General features: G+C 56.0%; 18 protein-coding genes and 2 pseudogenes. 18 read left to right on the forward strand and 2 right to left on the reverse strand.

From position 1 onward, the window contains the following. The first annotated feature begins 70 nt into the window (after nt 1-70). Nucleotides 71-1,114 (forward strand): DUF1176 domain-containing protein, encoded by a 1,044-nt coding sequence (locus tag HV350_RS07175; protein WP_016153961.1) that lies wholly within the window; start codon nt 71-73, stop codon nt 1,112-1,114. Here HV350_RS07175 and tkt read toward each other — a convergent pair. After that, on the reverse strand, nt 1,104-3,098 hold the full coding sequence (tkt, locus tag HV350_RS07180; RefSeq protein WP_016157105.1) for a transketolase: 1,995 nt from the start codon (nt 3,096-3,098) through the stop codon (nt 1,104-1,106). The two genes, HV350_RS07175 and tkt, sit on opposite strands and share 11 nt — an antisense overlap. 280 nt (nt 3,099-3,378) lie before the next feature. Here tkt and maeB point away from each other — a divergent pair. After that, nucleotides 3,379-5,175: pseudogene (gene maeB, locus HV350_RS07185) on the forward strand (NADP-dependent oxaloacetate-decarboxylating malate dehydrogenase); the annotation flags it as partial. Nucleotides 5,176-5,432: 257 nt separating this feature from the next. On the opposite strand, the gene HV350_RS07190 reads toward maeB, so the two are convergent. Beyond that, nucleotides 5,433-6,455 (reverse strand): IS110-like element IS5708 family transposase, encoded by a 1,023-nt coding sequence (locus HV350_RS07190; protein WP_000156884.1) that lies wholly within the window; start codon nt 6,453-6,455, stop codon nt 5,433-5,435. Nucleotides 6,456-6,535: 80 nt separating this feature from the next. Here HV350_RS07190 and HV350_RS07195 point away from each other — a divergent pair. From HV350_RS07195 to eutL, 16 genes and pseudogenes are all read left to right on the forward strand, one after another. Then, nucleotides 6,536-7,021 (forward strand): annotated as a pseudogene (locus HV350_RS07195) (phosphate acyltransferase); the annotation flags it as partial. Nucleotides 7,022-7,181: 160 nt separating this feature from the next. Beyond that, nucleotides 7,182-7,517, forward strand: coding sequence for an ethanolamine utilization microcompartment protein EutS (eutS, locus tag HV350_RS07200; RefSeq protein WP_003037995.1), 336 nt, complete (start codon nt 7,182-7,184; stop codon nt 7,515-7,517). Between the two features lie 12 nt (nt 7,518-7,529). Next, entirely contained in the window at nt 7,530-8,009 is a 480-nt protein-coding gene (gene eutP / locus HV350_RS07205) for an ethanolamine utilization acetate kinase EutP (protein ID WP_181630103.1), read from the forward strand. Beyond that, complete coding sequence (gene eutQ / locus HV350_RS07210; RefSeq protein WP_043017154.1) at nt 7,987-8,691, forward strand: ethanolamine utilization acetate kinase EutQ; 705 nt, start codon at nt 7,987-7,989, stop codon at nt 8,689-8,691. The genes eutP and eutQ overlap by 23 nt, the downstream gene beginning before the upstream one ends. Before the next feature lie 9 nt (nt 8,692-8,700). After that, the gene (gene eutT, locus HV350_RS07215) at nt 8,701-9,504 is read left to right on the forward strand and encodes an ethanolamine utilization cob(I)yrinic acid a,c-diamide adenosyltransferase EutT (protein ID WP_049282277.1); all 804 of its coding nucleotides are present in this window, start codon (nt 8,701-8,703) and stop codon (nt 9,502-9,504) included. Beyond that, complete coding sequence (gene pta, locus HV350_RS07220) at nt 9,501-10,517, forward strand: phosphate acetyltransferase (RefSeq protein WP_137351739.1); 1,017 nt, start codon at nt 9,501-9,503, stop codon at nt 10,515-10,517. The genes eutT and pta overlap by 4 nt, the downstream gene beginning before the upstream one ends. 36 nt (nt 10,518-10,553) lie before the next feature. Beyond that, complete coding sequence (gene eutM, locus HV350_RS07225; protein ID WP_003835054.1) at nt 10,554-10,847, forward strand: ethanolamine utilization microcompartment protein EutM; 294 nt, start codon at nt 10,554-10,556, stop codon at nt 10,845-10,847. Nucleotides 10,848-10,961: 114 nt separating this feature from the next. After that, nucleotides 10,962-11,249: an ethanolamine utilization microcompartment protein EutN gene (gene eutN / locus HV350_RS07230; RefSeq protein ID WP_016153954.1), complete on the forward strand. Its 288-nt coding sequence runs from the start codon at nt 10,962-10,964 to the stop codon at nt 11,247-11,249. An 11-nt stretch (nt 11,250-11,260) separates the two neighbouring features. Then, a complete protein-coding gene (locus tag HV350_RS07235) occupies nt 11,261-12,664 on the forward strand; it encodes an aldehyde dehydrogenase family protein (protein WP_181630105.1) in 1,404 nt (467 codons plus the stop codon). A 12-nt stretch (nt 12,665-12,676) separates the two neighbouring features. Next, the gene (eutJ, locus tag HV350_RS07240) at nt 12,677-13,516 is read left to right on the forward strand and encodes an ethanolamine utilization protein EutJ (protein ID WP_016153952.1); all 840 of its coding nucleotides are present in this window, start codon (nt 12,677-12,679) and stop codon (nt 13,514-13,516) included. Then, nucleotides 13,506-14,693 carry an ethanolamine utilization ethanol dehydrogenase EutG gene (gene eutG / locus HV350_RS07245; RefSeq protein WP_016153951.1) on the forward strand — a complete coding sequence of 396 codons (1,188 nt, stop codon included), beginning with the start codon at nt 13,506-13,508 and terminating at the stop codon, nt 14,691-14,693. Before eutJ ends, eutG begins: the two co-directional genes overlap by 11 nt. 27 nt (nt 14,694-14,720) lie before the next feature. Then, a complete protein-coding gene (eutH, locus tag HV350_RS07250; protein ID WP_016153950.1) occupies nt 14,721-15,953 on the forward strand; it encodes an ethanolamine utilization protein EutH in 1,233 nt (410 codons plus the stop codon). Further along, a complete protein-coding gene (gene eutA, locus HV350_RS07255) occupies nt 15,950-17,353 on the forward strand; it encodes an ethanolamine ammonia-lyase reactivating factor EutA (protein ID WP_016153949.1) in 1,404 nt (467 codons plus the stop codon). The genes eutH and eutA overlap by 4 nt, the downstream gene beginning before the upstream one ends. 11 nt (nt 17,354-17,364) lie before the next feature. Further along, complete coding sequence (eutB, locus tag HV350_RS07260) at nt 17,365-18,726, forward strand: ethanolamine ammonia-lyase subunit alpha (RefSeq protein ID WP_003038029.1); 1,362 nt, start codon at nt 17,365-17,367, stop codon at nt 18,724-18,726. A gap of 20 nt (nt 18,727-18,746) precedes the next feature. After that, nucleotides 18,747-19,643, forward strand: coding sequence for an ethanolamine ammonia-lyase subunit EutC (eutC, locus tag HV350_RS07265; RefSeq protein ID WP_016153947.1), 897 nt, complete (start codon nt 18,747-18,749; stop codon nt 19,641-19,643). Nucleotides 19,644-19,652: 9 nt separating this feature from the next. Then, nucleotides 19,653-20,312 carry an ethanolamine utilization microcompartment protein EutL gene (gene eutL, locus HV350_RS07270; protein WP_016153946.1) on the forward strand — a complete coding sequence of 220 codons (660 nt, stop codon included), beginning with the start codon at nt 19,653-19,655 and terminating at the stop codon, nt 20,310-20,312. The last annotated feature ends 4 nt before the right edge of the window (nt 20,313-20,316 follow it).

Genomic DNA, 20,316 nt, shown 5'->3' on the forward strand with positions numbered 1-20,316 from the left:
TGAGCCACATCAGTCGCGCAAGGAAGATACCGCTTAGGCTGTGTGTTTTGACTTCGGGGTTGTACCGTCCATGCGCTATCGCGTTATTTTACTTTTCCTGCTCGGGTTGTTACCCGTCCGTTTGCTGTGGGCCGCGCCCGCGCAACAGACGTTTTCTGACTGGCAGGTGACGTGCAATAACCAAAACTTTTGCGTGGCGCGCAATACCGGAGAACATCACGGCCTGGTCATGACCTTGAGCCGCAGTGCCGGGGCACATACCGACGCCGTGTTGCGTATTGAACTGGGTGGGCTGGAATCGCCCACAGCCAAAGAGAGCGATATTGCGCCACGTCTGCTACTGGATGGCGCGCCGCTCCCGCTTCGCGGCGAACACTGGCGTATTACCCCCTGGCAACTGATGACCGATGATCCGGCCACCATCAGCGCATTTTTAACAACCGTACAGGACGCGAAGGCGATAACCCTGCAAAAAGGGGCGCAAAACCTGTCCCTGGTCGGGCTAAAAGCCGCGCTGCTTTTTATCGACGCCCAGCAAAAACGGGTCGGCAGCGAAACCGCATGGATCGAAAAAGGCGACGAGCCTCCGCTCAGCGTTCCTCCTGCTCCCGCTTTAAAAGGCGTGGCTGTGATTAACCCAACGCCAACGCCTCTCACGCAACAAGAGCGCAGTGAATTGCTGGATTACGGTAACTGGCGGATCAACGGTATTCGCTGTTCGATCGATCCGCTGCGTCGCGAGATGCGCGTCACGGCCTTAACGGATGATAAAGCGCTGCTGATGATCGGCTGTGAAGCCGGGGCATATAACACCATCGATCTGGCGTGGGTGGTTTCACGTACTACCCCGTTAACGTCACGGGCGGTACGGCTAAGCCTGCCTTTTAAAACGGATGCGGAAAGCCGCGATATGGAGCTGACCAACGCCACGTTTGATGAGAAGTCGCGCGAGCTGGTAACCCTCGCTAAAGGACGAGGGTTGGCAGATTGCGGTATCCAGACTCGCTGGCGCTACGACGGTCAGCGTTTTCGTCTGGTGCGCTATGCCCAAGAGCCAAGCTGCGATAACTGGCATGGGCCAGATGCCTGGCCCACGCTGTGGATCACACGTTAAGCACCTTATGCGCTTTGTCGACAATGTTATCCACCGTAAAGCCGAAGAACGGGAACAGCTTGTCTGCCGGAGCCGACTCCCCATAACCCGTCATACCGACAATCGCCCCTTTCAGCCCAACATATTTGTACCAGTAGTCGGCAATTCCTGCTTCTACCGCCACGCGCGCGCTGACGTTTGAGGGGAGGACCGATTCCCGATACGCTTCATCCTGGGCGTCGAAGATATCGGTTGAGGGCAGAGAAACCACCCGCACGTTACGACCTTCACCGGTCAGTTTTTCCGCCGCCAGCAGTGTGATTTCCATTTCTGAACCGGTAGCAATCAGGATAACATCCGGCTTACCGCCGCCATCCTTCAGCACATAGCCGCCGCGGGCAATCTGCTGCACTTGCTCAGGCGTCCGCTCAACCTGCGCCAGATTTTGCCGCGAGAGGATCAGCGCCGTTGGCCCGTCATGGCGTTCGACCGCCAGCTTCCAGCCTACCGCCGCTTCAACCTGATCGCAGGGTCGCCAGGTGCTGAAATTAGGCGTCAGACGCAGGCTGGCGAGCTGTTCGACAGCCTGGTGCGTGGGACCATCTTCCCCAAGGCCAATCGAGTCGTGGGTATAAACCATGATTTGTCGGGCTTTCATCAGCGCCGCCATGCGTGCGGCATTACGGGCATATTCGACAAACATCAGGAACGTTGCGGTGTACGGTACGAAGCCCCCGTGGTGAGCGATACCGTTGGCAATCGCGGTCATGCCAAATTCCCGCACGCCGTAGTGGATGTAGTTTCCTGCATGATCCTCTTTAAGAGAAGTGGAGCCTTTCCAGATGGTCAGGTTGCTGGGCGCCAGATCCGCCGAACCGCCAAGCAGCTCAGGCAGTATCGGCCCGTAAGCGTTCAGGGTATTTTGCGAGGCCTTACGGGTGGCGATTTTGGCCGGATTGGCCTGCAGCTCGGTGATATATTTCTGGGTCGTTTCTTCCCACTCTTCCGGCAGTCCACCGCTCATCCTGCGGGTAAACTCTGCCGCCAGGTCCGGATGTGCATGTCGATAAGCGGCGAATTTCTCATTCCAGCTCTGTTGGGCTTTCTCGCCTTTTTCACGAGCGTCCCACGCCCGGTAAATCTCTTTGGGGATTTCAAAGGCAGGATGATGCCACCCCAACTTCTGCCGGGTCAGCGCCACTTCTTCTTCACCCAGCGCCGCGCCGTGCGCTTCCTCTTTCCCGGCTTTATTCGGTGAACCAAAACCAATCACCGTGCGGCAGATAATCAGCGACGGTTTATCGGTAACGGCCTGTGCTTCCTGAATCGCTTTTTTCACCGCCTCAGGGTCATGACCGTCAATCTCGTGCACCACATGCCAGTGATAGGCCTCAAAGCGTTTCGCGGTATCGTCGGTAAACCAGCCGTCGGTTTCGCCATCAATTGAGATGCCGTTGTGATCGTAAAAGCCGATGAGTTTGCCAAGTCCCAGGGTGCCCGCCAGCGAGCACACTTCGTGAGAAATGCCCTCCATCAGACAGCCGTCGCCCATAAAGACCCAGGTATAGTGATTAACAATCTCGTGGTCTGGCTGGTTAAACTGCGCCGCCAGCGTGCGTTCTGCAATCGCCATTCCGACAGCGTTGGCTAAACCCTGACCCAACGGTCCGGTGGTGGTCTCCACGCCCGGCGTATAGCCAATTTCCGGGTGTCCTGGCGTCTTCGAATGGAGCTGGCGGAAGTTCTTTAACTCTTCGAGCGGCAGGTTGTAGCCGGAAAGATGCAACAGGCTGTAAAGCAGCATTGAGGCGTGGCCATTGGACAAAATAAACCGGTCACGATCGTACCAGGTGGGATCGGACGGGTTATGGCGCAGGAAATCGTTCCACAGTACTTCGGCGATATCGGCCATCCCCATTGGTGCGCCAGGGTGGCCAGAGTTAGCTTTTTGGACGGCATCCATACTTAGCGCACGAATGGCATTGGCAAGCTCTTTACGGGTCATAGGAAATACTCCTTGAAAAGTAAAGTGTTAGATGCGTGTTGTGATTCACACTTTTGAGATAATTGCGGGCGTTGTCAGCAAAAAGCATAGCAGACAAGCATGGTATTGCTGGCTTAAGCAGGTAACATAGATGTTATAAATTGATAACAAATTCTTTCTTTGAATGGTGAGAGTATGGGGACCTTCAAAGTTTGTGCCGTTGACTGAGGTGATAATGTGCGGCTCAGTAGAATGGTTACCCGCGCCACTTTTTTGATAGATACGTGAAAGGAACAACAAGATGGATGACCAGTTAAAACAAAGCGCCCTCGATTTCCACGAATTTCCGGTACCCGGTAAAATCCAGGTTTCTCCGACCAAGCCTCTGGCAACCCAGCGCGACCTCGCGTTGGCCTACTCGCCGGGCGTGGCTGCACCGTGTCTTGAAATTGAAAAGGACCCGCTGGCAGCCTACAAATACACCGCACGCGGCAACCTGGTTGCGGTTATTTCCAACGGTACTGCGGTTCTGGGCCTGGGTAATATTGGCGCGCTGGCCGGTAAACCAGTGATGGAAGGTAAAGGCGTTCTGTTTAAGAAATTCGCCGGGATTGACGTGTTCGACATCGAAGTTGATGAACTCGATCCGGATAAATTTATCAACGTGGTAGCGGCGCTTGAACCAACGTTTGGCGGCATTAACCTCGAAGATATCAAAGCGCCGGAGTGCTTCTACATTGAGCAAAAACTCCGTGAGCGCATGAATATTCCGGTATTCCATGATGACCAGCACGGCACGGCAATCATCAGTACTGCCGCAATCCTTAACGGTCTGCGGGTGGTTGAGAAAAATATCTCTGATGTGCGCATGGTGGTGTCCGGCGCAGGTGCGGCGGCGATTGCCTGTATGAACCTGCTGGTGGCGCTGGGGATGCAGAAACACAACATTGTGGTCTGCGACTCCAAAGGGGTGATTTACAAAGATCGTGAACCAAACATGGCGGAAACCAAAGCGGCTTACGCAGTGGTGGATGACGGTAAGCGTACGCTGGATGATGTCATTGACGGCGCAGACATTTTCCTCGGTTGCTCGGGTCCGAAAGTGCTGACGCAGGAAATGGTTAAGAAGATGGCGCGTGCGCCAATGATCCTGGCACTCGCCAACCCGGAACCGGAAATCCTGCCGCCGCTGGCGAAAGAGGTGCGTTCTGACGCCATCATTTGCACCGGCCGTTCCGACTATCCGAACCAGGTTAACAACGTTCTGTGCTTCCCGTTCATCTTCCGCGGCGCGCTGGACGTCGGCGCTACTGCCATCAACGAAGAGATGAAACTGGCCGCGGTACACGCCATTGCTGAGCTGGCGCACGCCGAGCAGAGCGAAGTGGTGGCCTCCGCCTATGGCGACCAGGACCTGAGCTTCGGGCCGGAATACATTATTCCGAAACCGTTCGACCCGCGTCTGATCGTCAAAATCGCCCCTGCGGTGGCGAAGGCGGCGATGGATTCCGGTGTGGCAACGCGTCCGATTGCCGACTTTGACGCTTACATCGATAAGCTGACCGAATTCGTCTACAAAACCAACCTGTTCATGAAGCCGATTTTCTCTCTGGCACGCAAAGCGCCGAAGCGCGTGGTGCTGACTGAAGGGGAAGAGGCGCGTGTACTGCATGCCACGCAGGAGCTGATCACTTTAGGTCTGGCGAAACCGATCCTGATCGGTCGTCCGAGCGTTATCGAAATGCGTATCCAGAAACTGGGTCTGCAGATCAAAGCGGGCGTCGATTTTGAGATCGTCAACAATGAGTCCGATCCGCGCTTTAAGGAGTACTGGAGCGAGTACTACCAGATTATGAAACGTCGTGGTATTACCCAGGAGCAGGCGCAGCGTGCGGTAATTGCCAACACCACGGTGATCGGCGCGATCATGGTGCAGCGCGGCGAAGCGGATGCAATGATCTGCGGTACGATTGGCGACTACCATGAGCACTTCAGCGTGGTGAAAGAGGTGTTTGGTCACCGCGATGGCGTGCATACTGCCGGGGCGATGAACGCCTTGCTGCTGCCAAGCGGTAACACCTTTATCGCCGATACCTACTATAAGGGCTTCCCCGAACAGTCAACGCCGGTTTTTAATTTCTGTCTGTTCATCAATGAAAGGCAAGGGATAAGACTGCGCTACTATAAACGGTCATGCTGAATCGCTAGTGATTCGGACCCTGATGAAAGACGCTCGTGAGATCCTCCTTCGTTAATCGGATAGTGATATCCAGTAGGATATGCAGATACTTCTCACGGGGGTCTAACCCTTTACCATCAACAATTTACAGTTCAGTTACTACTCAGTTAAATTTTTCATGTTGTTGAATACAGTCTGAAGTCATCGCCGTAATGTAATGATGCCCAGCACAACCTCGCATTCTTGGCGGCGATTGCAACGACAGCACGCCAGTATCCCCGCCTACCAATCAACGAGCAGACCCAACGGCTAAACGGGTCCGTTCTATTCTCTGCCCCTACCATTACAGAACGGGCTCCCTGGACCAGTAGGGTTCGCAGATAGGCATCACCCGCTTTTGTTATCCTGCCAAGCTTTGATTTTCCGCCACTACTGTATTGTGATGGCGTTAGCCCCAACCAGGCTGCCAGTTGGCGCCCGTTCTTAAAATCATGGGCATTGCCAATACTGGCGACCAGCGCACTCGCTGTGGTGGGCCCAACACCTTTCAGTTCCATTAACTGCTGGCTGCGATGATCTGTTTTGGCCACACGAGATAATACCCTGTCATATTCGGCGATTTTCTCTTCAATATTAGTGACATGTGTCAATAGATCATCAATGCACAGCCTAACCTGTACTGGCAGAGTTTCCTTCTGGTCAGAAACAACATGACGCAGAGCATCAGTGCTTTGTGGGGCAATAACCCCGAATTCAGATATCAGGCCCCGAAGACGGTTATACGTTGCTGTTCTTTCCTGGATAAATCCCTGTCTTGTCCGATGTAAGCATTGCATTGCCTGCTGGCTTTCGTCTTTGACTGGTACAAAGCGCATATGCGGCCGCTGCACTGCCTCACAAATAGCTATTGCATCAGCTGCATCATTTTTCCCGGTCTTACCCGCCATGCGATAGGGTGAGACAAATTTCGGAGCCATCAACCGGACATCATGGCCATACTGCCTGAATAATCTTGCCCAATAGTGGGCACCCGAGCAGGCTTCCATTCCAATGACACAGGGAGGTAAACCTGCGATGAGTTCAGAAAGTGCTGCACGCGACACCTTGGGTTTAACCAGAACAGCTTTACCATTTTGGTCAATGCAGTGAACAGCAAACACATTTTTAGCAAGATCGATACCGACAGTGGTGATGGTCATAACGAATCCCTCTGGGTCAATGTTTATCCTATGATTGCACGAAAGTTAATCAGGCGCATATCTAGGGGAAGTCCCTTCCATTCGTTAACGACGATCCTACGCCGGAGCAACTGGCGGAAATCGCCGTGATGGCGGCAGAAACCGTGCGTCGCTTTGGTATCGAACCGAAGGTAGCGCTGCTGTCGCACTCCAACTTTGGCTCATCTAACTGTCCGTCGGCCAGCAAAATGCGCGAAGCGCTGGAGCTGATTAAGGCGCGTGCGCCAGAGTTGATGATTGATGGCGAAATGCACGGCGATGCCGCGCTGGTGGAAAGCATCCGTCATGACCGCATGCCGGACAGTCCGCTGAAAGGCTCAGCGAATATTCTGGTGATGCCGAATATGGAAGCTGCCCGTATTAGTTACAACTTACTACGCGTTTCCAGCTCTGAAGGCGTAACGGTCGGCCCGGTGCTGATGGGGGTTGCGAAACCGGTTCACGTATTAACGCCGATCGCTTCTGTTCGTCGTATCGTTAATATGGTGGCGCTGGCGGTCGTAGAAGCCCAAACTCAACCGCTGTAATTTCACTTTAATTTATTTCCGGCGCGGGTTTCTCCCGCGCCTTTTTATTTCCCCTTTCTTAGTGATCCACTTCACCTTTTAAACATGGTTGCCGAATTTTGTTATTTACTCTGACAAAAAATTGCTACGATGAGGGCAGTTTTAGCGGAGGCGGTGAGCAATGGAAAAAGAACGCATTATTCAGGAATTTGTGCCGGGGAAACAGGTTACGCTGGCGCATCTCATTGCGCACCCTGGTGAGGAACTGGCGAAAAAGATCGGCGTTCCCGAAGCGGGCGCTATCGGCATCATGACGCTGACGCCAGGCGAAACCGCGATGATTGCCGGTGACTTAGCTATGAAGGCGGCAGATGTACATATCGGCTTTCTCGATCGATTCAGCGGTGCGCTGGTCATCTACGGCTCGGTAGGCGCGGTAGAAGAAGCGTTATTACAGACGGTAAGCGGTCTGGGTCGGTTATTAAATTTCACTTTGTGCAACCTGACAAAAAGTTAATCAGAGGCGGCGATGAAACGTATTGCGTTTGTCGGTACGGTGGGGGCGGGGAAAACAACGCTCTTTAATGCGCTACAGGGAAATTATTCCCTCGCCAGAAAAACACAGGCCGTGGAGTTTAATGAAAATGGCGATATCGACACGCCAGGAGAATATTTTAGCCATCCGCGCTGGTATCACGCCTTAATTACCACGCTGCAGGATGTTGATACGTTGATTTATATACACGCGGCAAATGATAAAGAAAGTCGCTTACCTGCCGGGCTGTTGGATATCGGCGTCAGTAAACGACAAATCGCCGTTATCAGCAAAACGGACATGCCGGATGCCGACGTCGCCGCAACGCGACAACTACTTCGCGGGATAGGGTTCCAGGAGCCGATTTTCGAACTCAACAGCCATGACCCGCGCAGCGTGCAGCACCTGGTGGATTATCTGACTGAGCTCAGCCAAAAGGAGGAAAGGGCAGGTGAAAAAACTCATCACAGCTAACGATATTCGTGCGGCCCACGCACGCGGCGAACAGGAAATGTCGGTTGTTCTGCGCGCCAGCATCATCACCCCGGAGGCGCGCGAAGTTGCGGAGCTGCTGGGCGTCACCATCAGTGAATGCGATGAATCCGCGCCAACCGCTGCTGCTGCCGCACCGGCTGCGGTGGATGATGGCAAAACGGAAAGCCAGCGCATTCGCGAAACCATCATTGCGCAGTTACCGGAAGGGCAGTTTACCGAAAGCCTGGTCGCCCAACTGATGGACAAAGTCATGAAGGAGAAACAGTCGCTGGAGCAGGGCGGAATGCAGCCGAGCTTTAACTCGGTGACCGGCAAAGGCGGCGTCAAAGTCATCGACGGCAGCAGCGTGAAGTTTGGTCGTTTTGACGGCGCACAGCCGCACTGCGTGGGTTTAACCGATCTGGTGACCGACCAGGACGGTAGCAGCATGGCCGCCGGGTTCATGCAGTGGGATAACGCTTTTTTCCCATGGACGCTGAACTACGACGAAATCGACATGATTCTGGAAGGCGAGCTGCACGTTCGCCACGAAGGCGAAACCATGATTGCTAAAGCCGGGGACGTGATGTTTATCCCGAAAGGCTCCAGCATCGAATTTGGTACGCCATCGACGGTGAAATTTCTGTATGTGGCCTGGCCTGCGAACTGGCAGTCCTGCTAAGGCGGATGTATGAAGGATTTCATTACCGAAGCATGGCTCAGAGCGAATCATACGCTCAGCGAAGGGGCTGAAATTCATCTCCCCGCTGATGCTCGCCTGACGCCATCTGCCCGGGAATTACTGGAAAGCCGACATCTGCGCATTAAGTTTATCGACGAGCAGGGCAGCCTGTTTATTGATGACGAAGAACAGCAGCCGCAGCCGGTGCATGGTTTAACCAGCAGCGATACGCATCCACAGGCCAGTTGCGAACTGTGTCATCAACCGGTGGTGAAGAAAGCAGACACGCTGACGCATCTGACAGCGGACAAGATGGTCGCTAAAAGTGACCCGCGCCTGGGATTTCGCGCCGCGCTGGACAGCACCATCGCCCTGGCCGTGTGGTTGCAGATAGAGCTGGCGGAACCGTGGCAGCCGTGGCTGGCGGATATCCGTTCGCGTCTGGGCAACATTATGCGCGCCGACGCTATCGACGAGCCGCTGGCAGCACAAGCTATCGTCGGGTTAAGCGACGAAGATTTACACCGGCTTTCGCATCAGCCGCTGCGCTATCTGGACCACGACCATCTGGTGCCTGAAGCCAGTCATGGCCGTGATTGCGCGTTGCTTAATCTGCTGCGTACCAAAGTCCGTGAAACGGAGACGGTGGCGGCCCAGGTATTCATCACCCGTAGTTTTGACGTGATGCGACCGGACATCATGCAGGCGCTCAATCGCCTTTCCAGTACGGTCTACGTGATGATGATTCTGAGCGTAGCGAAGCATCCACTGACGGTTAGCCAAATTCAACAGCGACTGGGGGAGAAGCAATGATCATTGAACGTGCTCGTCAACTCGCCCAGCGCTCACCTGCACGGGTGGTGTTCCCGGATGCGCTGGATGTTCGGGTGTTGAAAGCGGCAAATTACCTGCATCAGCACGGTCTGGCACATCCTGTTCTCGTCGCCAGTCCGTTTGCGCTGCGCCAGTTTGCCCTCAGCCATCGGGTGGCGATGGATGGCATTCAGGTTATCGACCCGCAAAGCAACCAGTCCATGCGTGAAGAGTTTGCGCTGCGCTGGCTGGCCCGCGCGGGAGATAAAACGCCTGCAGATGCGCTGGAAAAACTCAACGATCCGCTGATGTTCGCCGCCGCCATGGTTAGCGCGGGTAAAGCTGACGTCTGTATTGCGGGCAATTTGTCGTCGACAGCAAACGTGCTGCGCGCTGGGTTACGCATTATTGGGTTACAGCCAGGCTGTAAAACGCTGTCGTCAATTTTCCTGATGCTGCCGCAGTACCTCGGGCCGTCATTAGGGTTTGCCGATTGCAGCGTCGTGCCGCAGCCCACAGCCGCGCAGCTGGCGGATATTGCGATTGCCAGCGCGCAGACATGGCAGGCGATCACCGGTGAAGAACCGCGCGTGGCCATGCTGTCGTTTTCAAGTCAAGGCAGCGCTCGTCATCCTAACGTCGCTAACGTGCAGCAGGCTACGGAGATCGTTCGTGAGCGCGCCCCGCAGCTTACCGTGGATGGGGAACTGCAATTTGATGCCGCCTTTGTTCCGGATGTCGCCGCGCAAAAAGCGCCCGCCAGTCCGTTAAAGGGCAATGCCAATGTGATGGTCTTCCCATCGCTGGAGGCAGGCAATATTGGCTACAAAATCGCCCAGCGTCTGGGAGGGTATCGTGCCGTAGGTCCGTTGATCCAAGGGCTTGCCGCACCGCTTCATGACCTCTCTCGCGGCTGTAGCGTACAGGAAATTATCGAACTGGCGTTGGTGGCAGCAGTGCCGCGTCAGACTGACATGAGTCGTGAAAACGCCTCACACACACTGGTTGTTTAGGTCCCGTTCTGGACCCCTTAATGAGAGGAAAACACAATGGAAGCATTAGGAATGATTGAAACCCGGGGCCTGGTTGCACTGATTGAGGCTTCTGACGCAATGGTTAAAGCGGCACGCGTGAAACTGGTCGGCGTGAAGCAGATCGGCGGCGGTCTGGTTACTGCAATGGTCCGTGGTGACGTAGCGGCATGTAAAGCTGCAACGGATGCTGGTGCTGCTGCTGCACAGCGTATTGGTGAGCTGGTTTCCGTACACGTGATCCCGCGTCCGCATGGCGATCTGGAAGAAGTGTTCCCGATCAGCTTTAAAGGCGACAGCAACGACATGTAAGTCGTCCATGTGACGCCACAGACTTCATTGCTGGCGTCACCCTCTCTCCTTTTCACATTACCTTCTGCGGAGGGTAGGGGGAGGTTTTACCTGAAATATGCCACGGAGGCGCGTATGAAACTGGCAATCGTCACAGGACAAATTGTTTGTACCGTACGCCATCAGGGGCTCGCGCACGACAAGTTGCTGATGGTGGAAATGATTGATGCCTGCGGAAATCCCGACGGGCAATGTGCTGTTGCTATCGACAGCATTGGGGCGGGAACCGGAGAGTGGGTGCTGCTGGTCAGCGGAAGCTCAGCCCGTCAGGCGCACCGTAACGAATCATCACCTGTCGATCTGTGCGTGATTGGCATTGTTGATGAAGTGGTGGCAGGTGGTCAGGTGATCTTCCATAAATAAGGCAGAAAATCATGAATCAACAGGATATTGAACAGGTCGTGAAAGCGGTACTGCTGAAAATGAAAGACAGCAGCCAACCCGTCAGTGCCGTTCAAGAAATGGGCGTTTTTGCCTCCCTGGATGACGCAGTGGCGGCAGCAAAACTGGCCCAGCAAGGGCTGAAAAGCGTTGCCATGCGCCAACTGGCTATCACGGCTGTACGTGAGGCGGGCGAAAAACATGCCCGAGAATTAGCGGAACTTGCCGTCACAGAAACCGGCATGGGACGCGTTGAAGATAAATTTGCCAAAAATGTGGCGCAGGCACGCGCCACGCCGGGCGTGGAATGCCTGTCTCCACAGGTTCTGACCGGTGATAACGGCCTGACGCTGATTGAAAACGCGCCGTGGGGCGTGGTGGCCTCGGTGACACCGTCCACCAACCCGGCTGCGACCGTTATTAACAACGCCATCAGCCTGATTGCGGCTGGCAACAGCGTGGTCTTCGCACCGCATCCGGCTGCCAAGGGCGTGTCTCAGCGCGCTATCACTCTGCTTAACCAGGCGGTAGTTGCAGCAGGCGGACCGGCAAACCTGCTGGTTACCGTGGCCAATCCGGATATCGAAACCGCCCAGCGTCTGTTTAAGTACCCAGGCATCGGCCTGCTGGTGGTGACCGGCGGTGAAGCCGTAGTGGATGCCGCGCGTAAGCACACCAACAAACGTCTGATTGCCGCCGGTGCGGGAAATCCGCCGGTGGTGGTTGATGAAACGGCTGATCTGGCACGCGCAGCCCAGTCGATCGTCAAAGGCGCTTCGTTTGACAACAACATTATCTGCGCCGACGAAAAAGTGCTGATCGTGGTCGATAGCGTCGCTGATGAGCTGATGCGTCTGATGGAAAGTCAGCATGCAGTCAAGCTGACCACGGCTCAGGCCGAACAGCTGCAACCGGTGCTGCTGAAAAATGTCGATGAACGCGGTAAAGGCACGGTCAGTCGTGACTGGGTTGGCCGCGACGCAGGAAAAATCGCTGCGGCGATTGGTCTGAACGTACCGGAGCAAACCCGGCTGTTGTTCGTCGAAACCTCTGCGACTCACCCGTTTGCCGTAACCGAACTGATGATGCCGGTTCTGCCGGTCGTGCGGGTCGCCAACGTCGATGAGGCCATTGAACTGGCGGTCAAGCTTGAAGGCGGCTGTCACCATACGGCGGCGATGCACTCGCGCAATATCGACAACATGAACCGCATGGCAAACGCCATTGATACCAGCATTTTCGTTAAGAACGGACCGTGCATTGCCGGTCTTGGACTCGGCGGCGAAGGCTGGACCACGATGACCATTACCACGCCAACCGGTGAAGGGGTGACCAGCGCACGCACATTTGTACGTCTGCGTCGCTGTGTGTTGGTGGATGCCTTCAGAATTGTATAAGGAGTGAACGACATGGCGCACGACGAACAACGTTGGCTGACACCCAGATTGCTAAAAGCGGCAACGCTATGTAACCAGACGCCCGTAAAGAGCGATTCACCGCTGTGGCTGGGCGTGGATTTGGGGACGTGTGATGTGGTGTCGATGGTTGTCGACAGTGACGGACAGCCGGTTGCGGTTTGCCTGGACTGGGCCGACGTCGTGCGCGATGGCATCGTCTGGGATTTCTTCGGTGCGGTGACCATCGTTCGTCGCCATCTCGATACGCTCGAACAACAGTTGGGTTGCCGCTTTACCCACGCGGCAACCTCGTTTCCACCGGGAACTGACCCACGGATCTCGATCAACGTGCTGGAATCTGCTGGGCTTGAAGTCAGTCATGTGCTCGACGAACCGACCGCGGTGGCAGACCTGTTGCAGCTTGATAACGCTGGCGTGGTGGATATCGGTGGCGGTACCACCGGGATTGCGATTGTGAAGCGAGGCAAGGTGACTTACTCCGCCGATGAAGCGACCGGCGGGCACCACATTTCTCTGACGCTTGCCGGGAACCGTCGCATCCAGTTGGAAGAGGCGGAGCAGTACAAACGCAGCAACGGTAAAGAAATTTGGCCGGTGGTTAAGCCGGTCTACGAAAAAATGGCGGAAATTGTGGCTCACCATATTGCCGGACAGGGCGTGGCAGATTTATGGCTGGCCGGTGGTTCCTGTATGCAGCCGGGCGTTGATGAACTGTTTCGTAAGCGTTTCCCGGAACTGCAGGTGCATTTACCCCAGCACAGCCTGTTTATGACCCCGCTGGCGATTGCAAATAGCGGAAAAGAAAAAGCGGAAGGAATCTATGCAAGCTGAATTGCAGACCGCGCTCTTTCAGGCATTCGATACCCTGAATCTGCAACGCGTAAAAACGTTTAGCGTTCCACCGGTTACGTTGTGTGGACTGGGAGCGCTCAGTACCTGCGGACAGGAAGCACAAACGCGCGGCCTGACGCATATGTTCGTCATGGTCGACAGTTTCCTGCACCAGGCGGGGATGACCGCCGCACTGGAACGCAGCCTGGCGATGAAAGGCGTGGCGATGACGCTGTGGCCATGTCCGGTGGGCGAACCGTGCATTACGGACGTCTGCGCGGCGGTCGCGCAACTGCGTGAATCGAAGTGCGATGGCGTAGTGGCCTTTGGTGGTGGTTCCGTATTGGATGCCGCAAAGGCTGTGGCGTTGCTGGTGACCAATCCCACCCAGACGCTGGCTGACATGGACGAGAGCAGCGCGTTACGCCCGCGTCTGCCGCTGATTGCCGTACCGACTACCGCAGGAACGGGTTCAGAAACCACTAATGTCACGGTGATTATCGACGCCGCGACCGGGCTTAAAAAAGTGCTGGCCCACGCAACCCTGATGCCGGATGTGGCGATTCTTGACGCCGCGCTGACGGAAGGTGTGCCCGCACACGTAACGGCGATGACCGGGATCGATGCGCTGACGCACGCTGTTGAAGCGTATAGCGCTCTGAACGCGACGCCGTTTACCGACAGTCTGGCGATTGGCGCGATTGCGATGATAGGTAAATCGCTGCCGAAGGCCGTTGGCTATGGTCAGGATCTGGCGGCGCGAGAAAGCATGCTACTGGCTTCCTGTATGGCCGGGATGGCGTTTTCCAGCGCGGGGCTGGGCCTGTGTCACGCGATGGCGCACCAGCCGGGTGCGACGCTGCACATTCCACATGGACAGGCTAACGCCATGCTGCTGCCCACAGTAATGGGTTTCAACCGCATGGTGTGTCGTGAGCGTTTCAGCCATATCGGACGGGCGCTAACCAACAAGAAGTCGGACGATCGCGATGCCATCAACGCCGTCAGCGAGTTGATTAGCGAAGTGGGCCAGACCAAACGACTCTCTGACGTTGGGGCGAAGCCCGAGCATTACAGCGCATGGGCTCACGCCGCGCTGGAGGATATTTGTATTCGCAGTAACCCACGCACCGCCACGCAGGCCGACATTATCGCGTTGTATGCGGCGGCACAATAAATACACATATGACAGGGAGTGAAGGTTATGGGAATTAACGAAATCATCATGTACATCATGATGTTCTTTATGCTGATTGCCGCCGTGGACAGGATCCTGTCGCAGTTCGGCGGTTCGGCACGCTTCCTCGGTAAGTTCGGGAAGAGTATTGAGGGATCGGGCGGCCAGTTTGAAGAAGGTTTTATGGCGATGGGCGCGCTGGGTCTGGCGATGGTCGGTATGACCGCGCTGGCACCGGTACTGGCGCATGTGCTCGGGCCGGTGATTATTCCACTGTACGAAATGTTGGGCGCGAACCCGTCGATGTTTGCCGGAACGCTGCTGGCGTGCGATATGGGCGGCTTCTTCCTGGCGAAAGAACTGGCGGGCGGCGACGTTGCGGCGTGGCTGTACTCTGGCCTGATCCTCGGGGCGATGATGGGGCCGACGCTGGTCTTCTCTATTCCGGTTGCGCTGGGGATTATTGAACCGTCTGACCGTCGTTATCTGGCGCTGGGCGTGTTGGCTGGGATCGTCACCATTCCGATTGGCTGTATTGCAGGTGGTTTGATCGCGATGTACTCCGGTGTCGAAATCAACGGGCAGCCGGTGGAGTTCACCTTCGCGCTAATCCTGATGAACATGATCCCGGTGCTGATCGTTGCCGTGCTGGTGGCGCTGGGACTGAAATTCATCCCGGAAAAAATGATCAACGGCTTCCAGATCTTCGCGAAATTCCTGGTGGCGCTGATCACCATCGGTCTGGCGGCAGCGGTGATCAAATTCCTGCTCGGCTGGGAACTGATTCCGGGTCTTGATCCTATCTTCATGGCACCGGGTGACAAGCCGGGTGAAGTGATGCGCGCCATCGAAGTTATCGGTTCTATCTCCTGCGTGCTGCTGGGTGCGTACCCAATGGTACTGCTGCTGACCCGCTGGTTTGAAAAGCCGCTGATGAGCGTCGGTAACCTGTTAAAAATCAATAATATTGCGGCTGCGGGCATGGTGGCGACGTTGGCGAACAACATCCCAATGTTCGGCATGATGAAGAATATGGATACCCGCGGCAAAGTGATCAACTGCGCTTTTGCGGTCTCCGCAGCCTTCGCTCTGGGTGACCACTTAGGTTTCGCCGCGGCCAACATGAACGCGATGATCTTCCCAATGATTGTCGGCAAGCTGATTGGCGGCGTGACGGCGATTGGTGTGGCTATGCTGTTGGTACCGAAAGACGAAGATGTTCCGGCACCAGCAGAAACCAACCCGGAGGCGCAATCGTGAATACTCGCCAGCTACTCAGCGTCGGTATCGATATCGGCACCACCACCACTCAGGTCATCTTCTCGCGCCTTGAGCTGGTCAACCGTGCGGCGGTGTCGCAGGTGCCGCGTTACGAATTCATCAAACGCGAAATTAGCTGGCAAAGCCCGGTGTTCTTTACCCCCGTTGATAAGCAGGGAGGGCTGAAAGAGGCCGAACTTAAGGCGCTGATCCTCGCCCAGTATCAGGCGGCGGGGATTGCGCCTGAGACCGTCGATTCCGGCGCGATCATCATTACCGGAGAAAGTGCCAAAACCCGCAACGCGCGACCTGCGGTGATGACGCTCTCTCAGTCGCTGGGGGACTTCGTGGTAGCCAGCGCCGGTCCGCATCTGGAATCAGTGATTGCCGGTCACGGCGCAGGGGCTCAAACCCTGTCAGAGCAGAAGTTGTGCCGCGTACTGAATATCGACATCGGTGGCGGGACGTCGAACTACGTCCTGTTCGATGCCGGAAAAGTCAGCGGTTCGGCCTGCCTGAACGTCGGCGGACGGCTGCTGGAAACGGACGGTCAGGGGCGGGTGGTGCATGCGCATCAGCCAGGACAGATGATTGTTGATGACGTATTTGGTCCAGGCACCGACGCCCGGACCCTCAATGCGGCGCAGCTTGTTCAGGTGGCCCGACGGATGGCGGCGCTGATCGTTGAGGTGATTGACGGCACGCTGTCACCGCTGGCGCAGGCGCTGATGCAAACCGGTCTGTTGCCGACGGGTGTGAAGCCGGAAGTGATTACGTTGTCCGGCGGGGTGGGCGAGTGCTACCGCAACCAGCCTGCCGATCCATTCTGTTTTTCCGATATTGGGCCGCTGTTAGCGACGGCGCTGCATGAACATCCGCGTCTGCGTGAGATGAACGTGCAGTTCCCGGCGCAAACCGTGCGCGCCACGGTGATTGGCGCCGGTGCGCATACGCTGTCGCTTTCGGGCAGCACCATCTGGCTGGAAGGTGTGGCGCTTCCGCTGCGCAATCTGCCGGTGGCGATTCCGGTTGATGAGGCTGATTTGGTGGCCGCCTGGCAACAAGCGCTGATGCAGCTCGATCTGGACCCGCAAACAGACGCTTACGTGCTGGCGCTACCCGGTTCGCTGCCGGTGCGCTACGCCGCGCTGTTAACGGTTATTGATGCGCTACTGGCCTTTGTCGCGCGCCATCCGAATCCGCATCCCCTGCTGGTGGTAGCCGAGCAGGATTTTGGTAAAGCCCTGGGCATGCTGTTACGCCCACAGTTACAGCAACACCCGCTGGCAGTCATCGATGAGGTGGTTGTCCGGGCGGGGGACTATATCGACATTGGTACGCCTCTTTTTGGCGGATCGGTTGTGCCGGTGACGGTGAAATCACTCGCATTTCCTTCCTGAGGGAACGACTTATGAAACTAAAGACCACATTGTTCGGCAATGTTTATCAGTTTAAGGATGTTAAAGAGGTGCTGGCAAAAGCCAACGAACTGCGTTCGGGGGATGTGCTGGCAGGGGTAGCTGCAACCAGTTCGCAAGAGCGAGTGGCGGCCAAACAGGTGCTGTCGGAAATGACGGTAGCGGATATCCGCAACAACCCGGTGATTTCCTATGAAGAGGACTGCGTGACGCGTCTGATTCAGGACGACGTCAACGAAACGGCCTATAACCGCATCAAAAACTGGAGTATCAGCGAGCTGCGCGAGTACGTGCTGAGCGATGAAACCTCCGTTGATGACATTGCGTTTACGCGCAAAGGATTAACGTCGGAAGTGGTCGCAGCGGTTGCAAAAATCTGCTCTAACGCGGACCTGATCTACGGCGGTAAGAAAATGCCGGTGATCAAAAAGGCCAACACCACCATTGGTCTGCCGGGCACCTTCAGCTGTCGTTTACAGCCGAACGACACCCGTGATGACGTGCAGAGTATTGCGGCACAAATCTACGAAGGGCTGTCCTTCGGGGCGGGCGATGCGGTGATTGGCGTTAACCCGGTAACAGATGACGTGGAAAACTTAAGCCGCGTACTTGATACCGTGTACGGCGTCATCGACAAATTCAATATCCCGACCCAGGGCTGCGTCCTGGCGCACGTTACTACCCAGATCGAAGCCATTCGTCGCGGCGCGCCGGGCGGGCTGATTTTCCAGAGTATCTGCGGCAGCGAGAAAGGCTTAAAAGAGTTTGGCGTTGAGCTGGCCATGCTGGATGAAGCGCGTGCAGTGGGCGCTGAGTTTAACCGTATCGCTGGGGAAAACTGCCTGTACTTCGAAACCGGACAAGGGTCTGCGCTTTCTGCTGGCGCTAACTTCGGTGCCGATCAGGTGACGATGGAAGCACGTAACTACGGTCTGGCGCGTCACTACGATCCGTTCCTGGTGAACACCGTTGTCGGCTTTATCGGGCCGGAGTATCTCTACAATGACCGTCAGATTATTCGCGCGGGTCTGGAAGATCACTTTATGGGCAAGCTGAGCGGCATCTCAATGGGCTGCGACTGCTGCTATACCAACCATGCTGATGCTGACCAGAACCTCAACGAAAACCTGATGATTCTGCTCGCCACCGCTGGCTGCAACTACATCATGGGCATGCCGCTCGGTGACGACATCATGCTCAACTATCAGACCACCGCCTTCCACGACACCGCGACCGTGCGCCAGTTGCTGAACCTGCGTCCGTCGCCGGAGTTTGAACGCTGGCTGGAAACCATGGGCATTATGGCAAACGGTCGCCTGACCAAACGGGCGGGCGATCCGTCACTGTTCTTCTGATGACGCGGGGATGACACACGATGGATCAAAAACAGATTGAAGAAATTGTACGCAGCGTGATGGCGTCAATGGGTGAGTCGCAGCCGCAGGCTCAAGCGCCGGCAGTACAAGCGCAATGCAGCACCACCCAGTGCGCCGCGCCGACCGGTGAAAGCTGTGCGATGGATTTAGGCTCAGCCGAGGCTAAAGCGTGGATTGGCGTTGAGAATCCACACCGCGCAGAGGTGTTGACTGAACTGCGTCGCAGCACTGCGGCGCGTGTATGTACCGGTCGAGCCGGTCCACGTCCGCGTACCCAGGCGCTGCTGCGCTTCCTGGCCGACCACTCGCGTTCGAAAGATACGGTATTGAAAGAAGTGCCGGAAGAGTGGGTAAAAGCCCAGGGGCTGCTGGAAGTGCGCTCGGAAATCAGTGACAAAAACCTGTATCTGACGCGTCCGGATCTGGGGCGTCGTCTGAGTGCGGAAGCCATTGAAGCGCTGAAATCACAGTGTGTAATGAACCCGGATGTGCAGGTGATTATCTCTGATGGCCTGTCTACGGACGCTATCACCGCTAACTACGAAGAGATCCTGCCGCCGCTGTTGTCTGGCTTAAAACAGGCCGGATTGAAGGTCGGGACGCCGTTCTTTGTTCGCTATGGTCGCGTGAAAATCGAAGATCAGATCGGCGAACTGCTGGGCGCGAAAGCGGTGATCCTGCTGGTTGGGGAACGTCCGGGCCTGGGCCAGTCGGAAAGCCTTTCTTGCTACGCCGTCTATTCGCCGCGTGTGGCGACGACCGTTGAAGCTGATCGTACCTGTATCTCGAACATTCACCAGGGCGGTACGCCACCGGTTGAAGCGGCGGCGGTCATTGTGGATTTGGCCAAGCGCATGCTGGAGCAAAAAGCATCCGGCATCAATATGACCCGTTAAGGAGGCATCATGCCAGCATTAGATTTGATTAGACCTTCAGTCACCGCAATGCGCGTGATTGCCTCGGTAAATGACGGTTTTGCCCGTGAACTTAAATTACCGCCACATATACGTAGCCTCGGACTCATCACAGCAGATTCTGATGACGTGGCGTATATTGCCGCAGACGAAGCGACAAAACAGGCAATGGTGGAAGTGGTTTATGGCCGCTCGCTGTATGCCGGCGCGGCGCACAGTCCCTCTCCAACTTCGGGTGAAGTGCTGATTATGCTCGGTGGACCCAACCCGGCAGAAGTTCGCGCAGGTCTGGACGCGATGGTAGCCAATATTGAAAGCGGCGCGGCGTTTCAGTGGGCGAATGACGCAGAAGATACCGCCTTCCTGGCGCATGTGGTTTCGCGTACCGGCTCGTATCTCTCGGCGACCGCAGGATGCCGGCTTGGCGATCCGATGGCGTATCTGGTGGCGCCGCCGCTGGAAGCGACATTTGGTATTGATGCTGCGCTGAAATCGGCTGATGTACAACTGGTGACCTACGTTCCGCCGCCGTCAGAAACCAACTATTCGGCTGCGTTTATGACCGGTAGCCAGGCCGCTTGTAAAGCTGCATGTAACGCCTTTGCCGATGCCGTTCTGGATATTGCCCGTAACCCAATCCAGCGCGCGTAAGAGA

The sequence above is a fragment of the Citrobacter sp. RHBSTW-01013 genome (assembly GCF_013781985.1).
Taxonomy (GTDB): domain Bacteria; phylum Pseudomonadota; class Gammaproteobacteria; order Enterobacterales; family Enterobacteriaceae; genus Citrobacter; species Citrobacter braakii.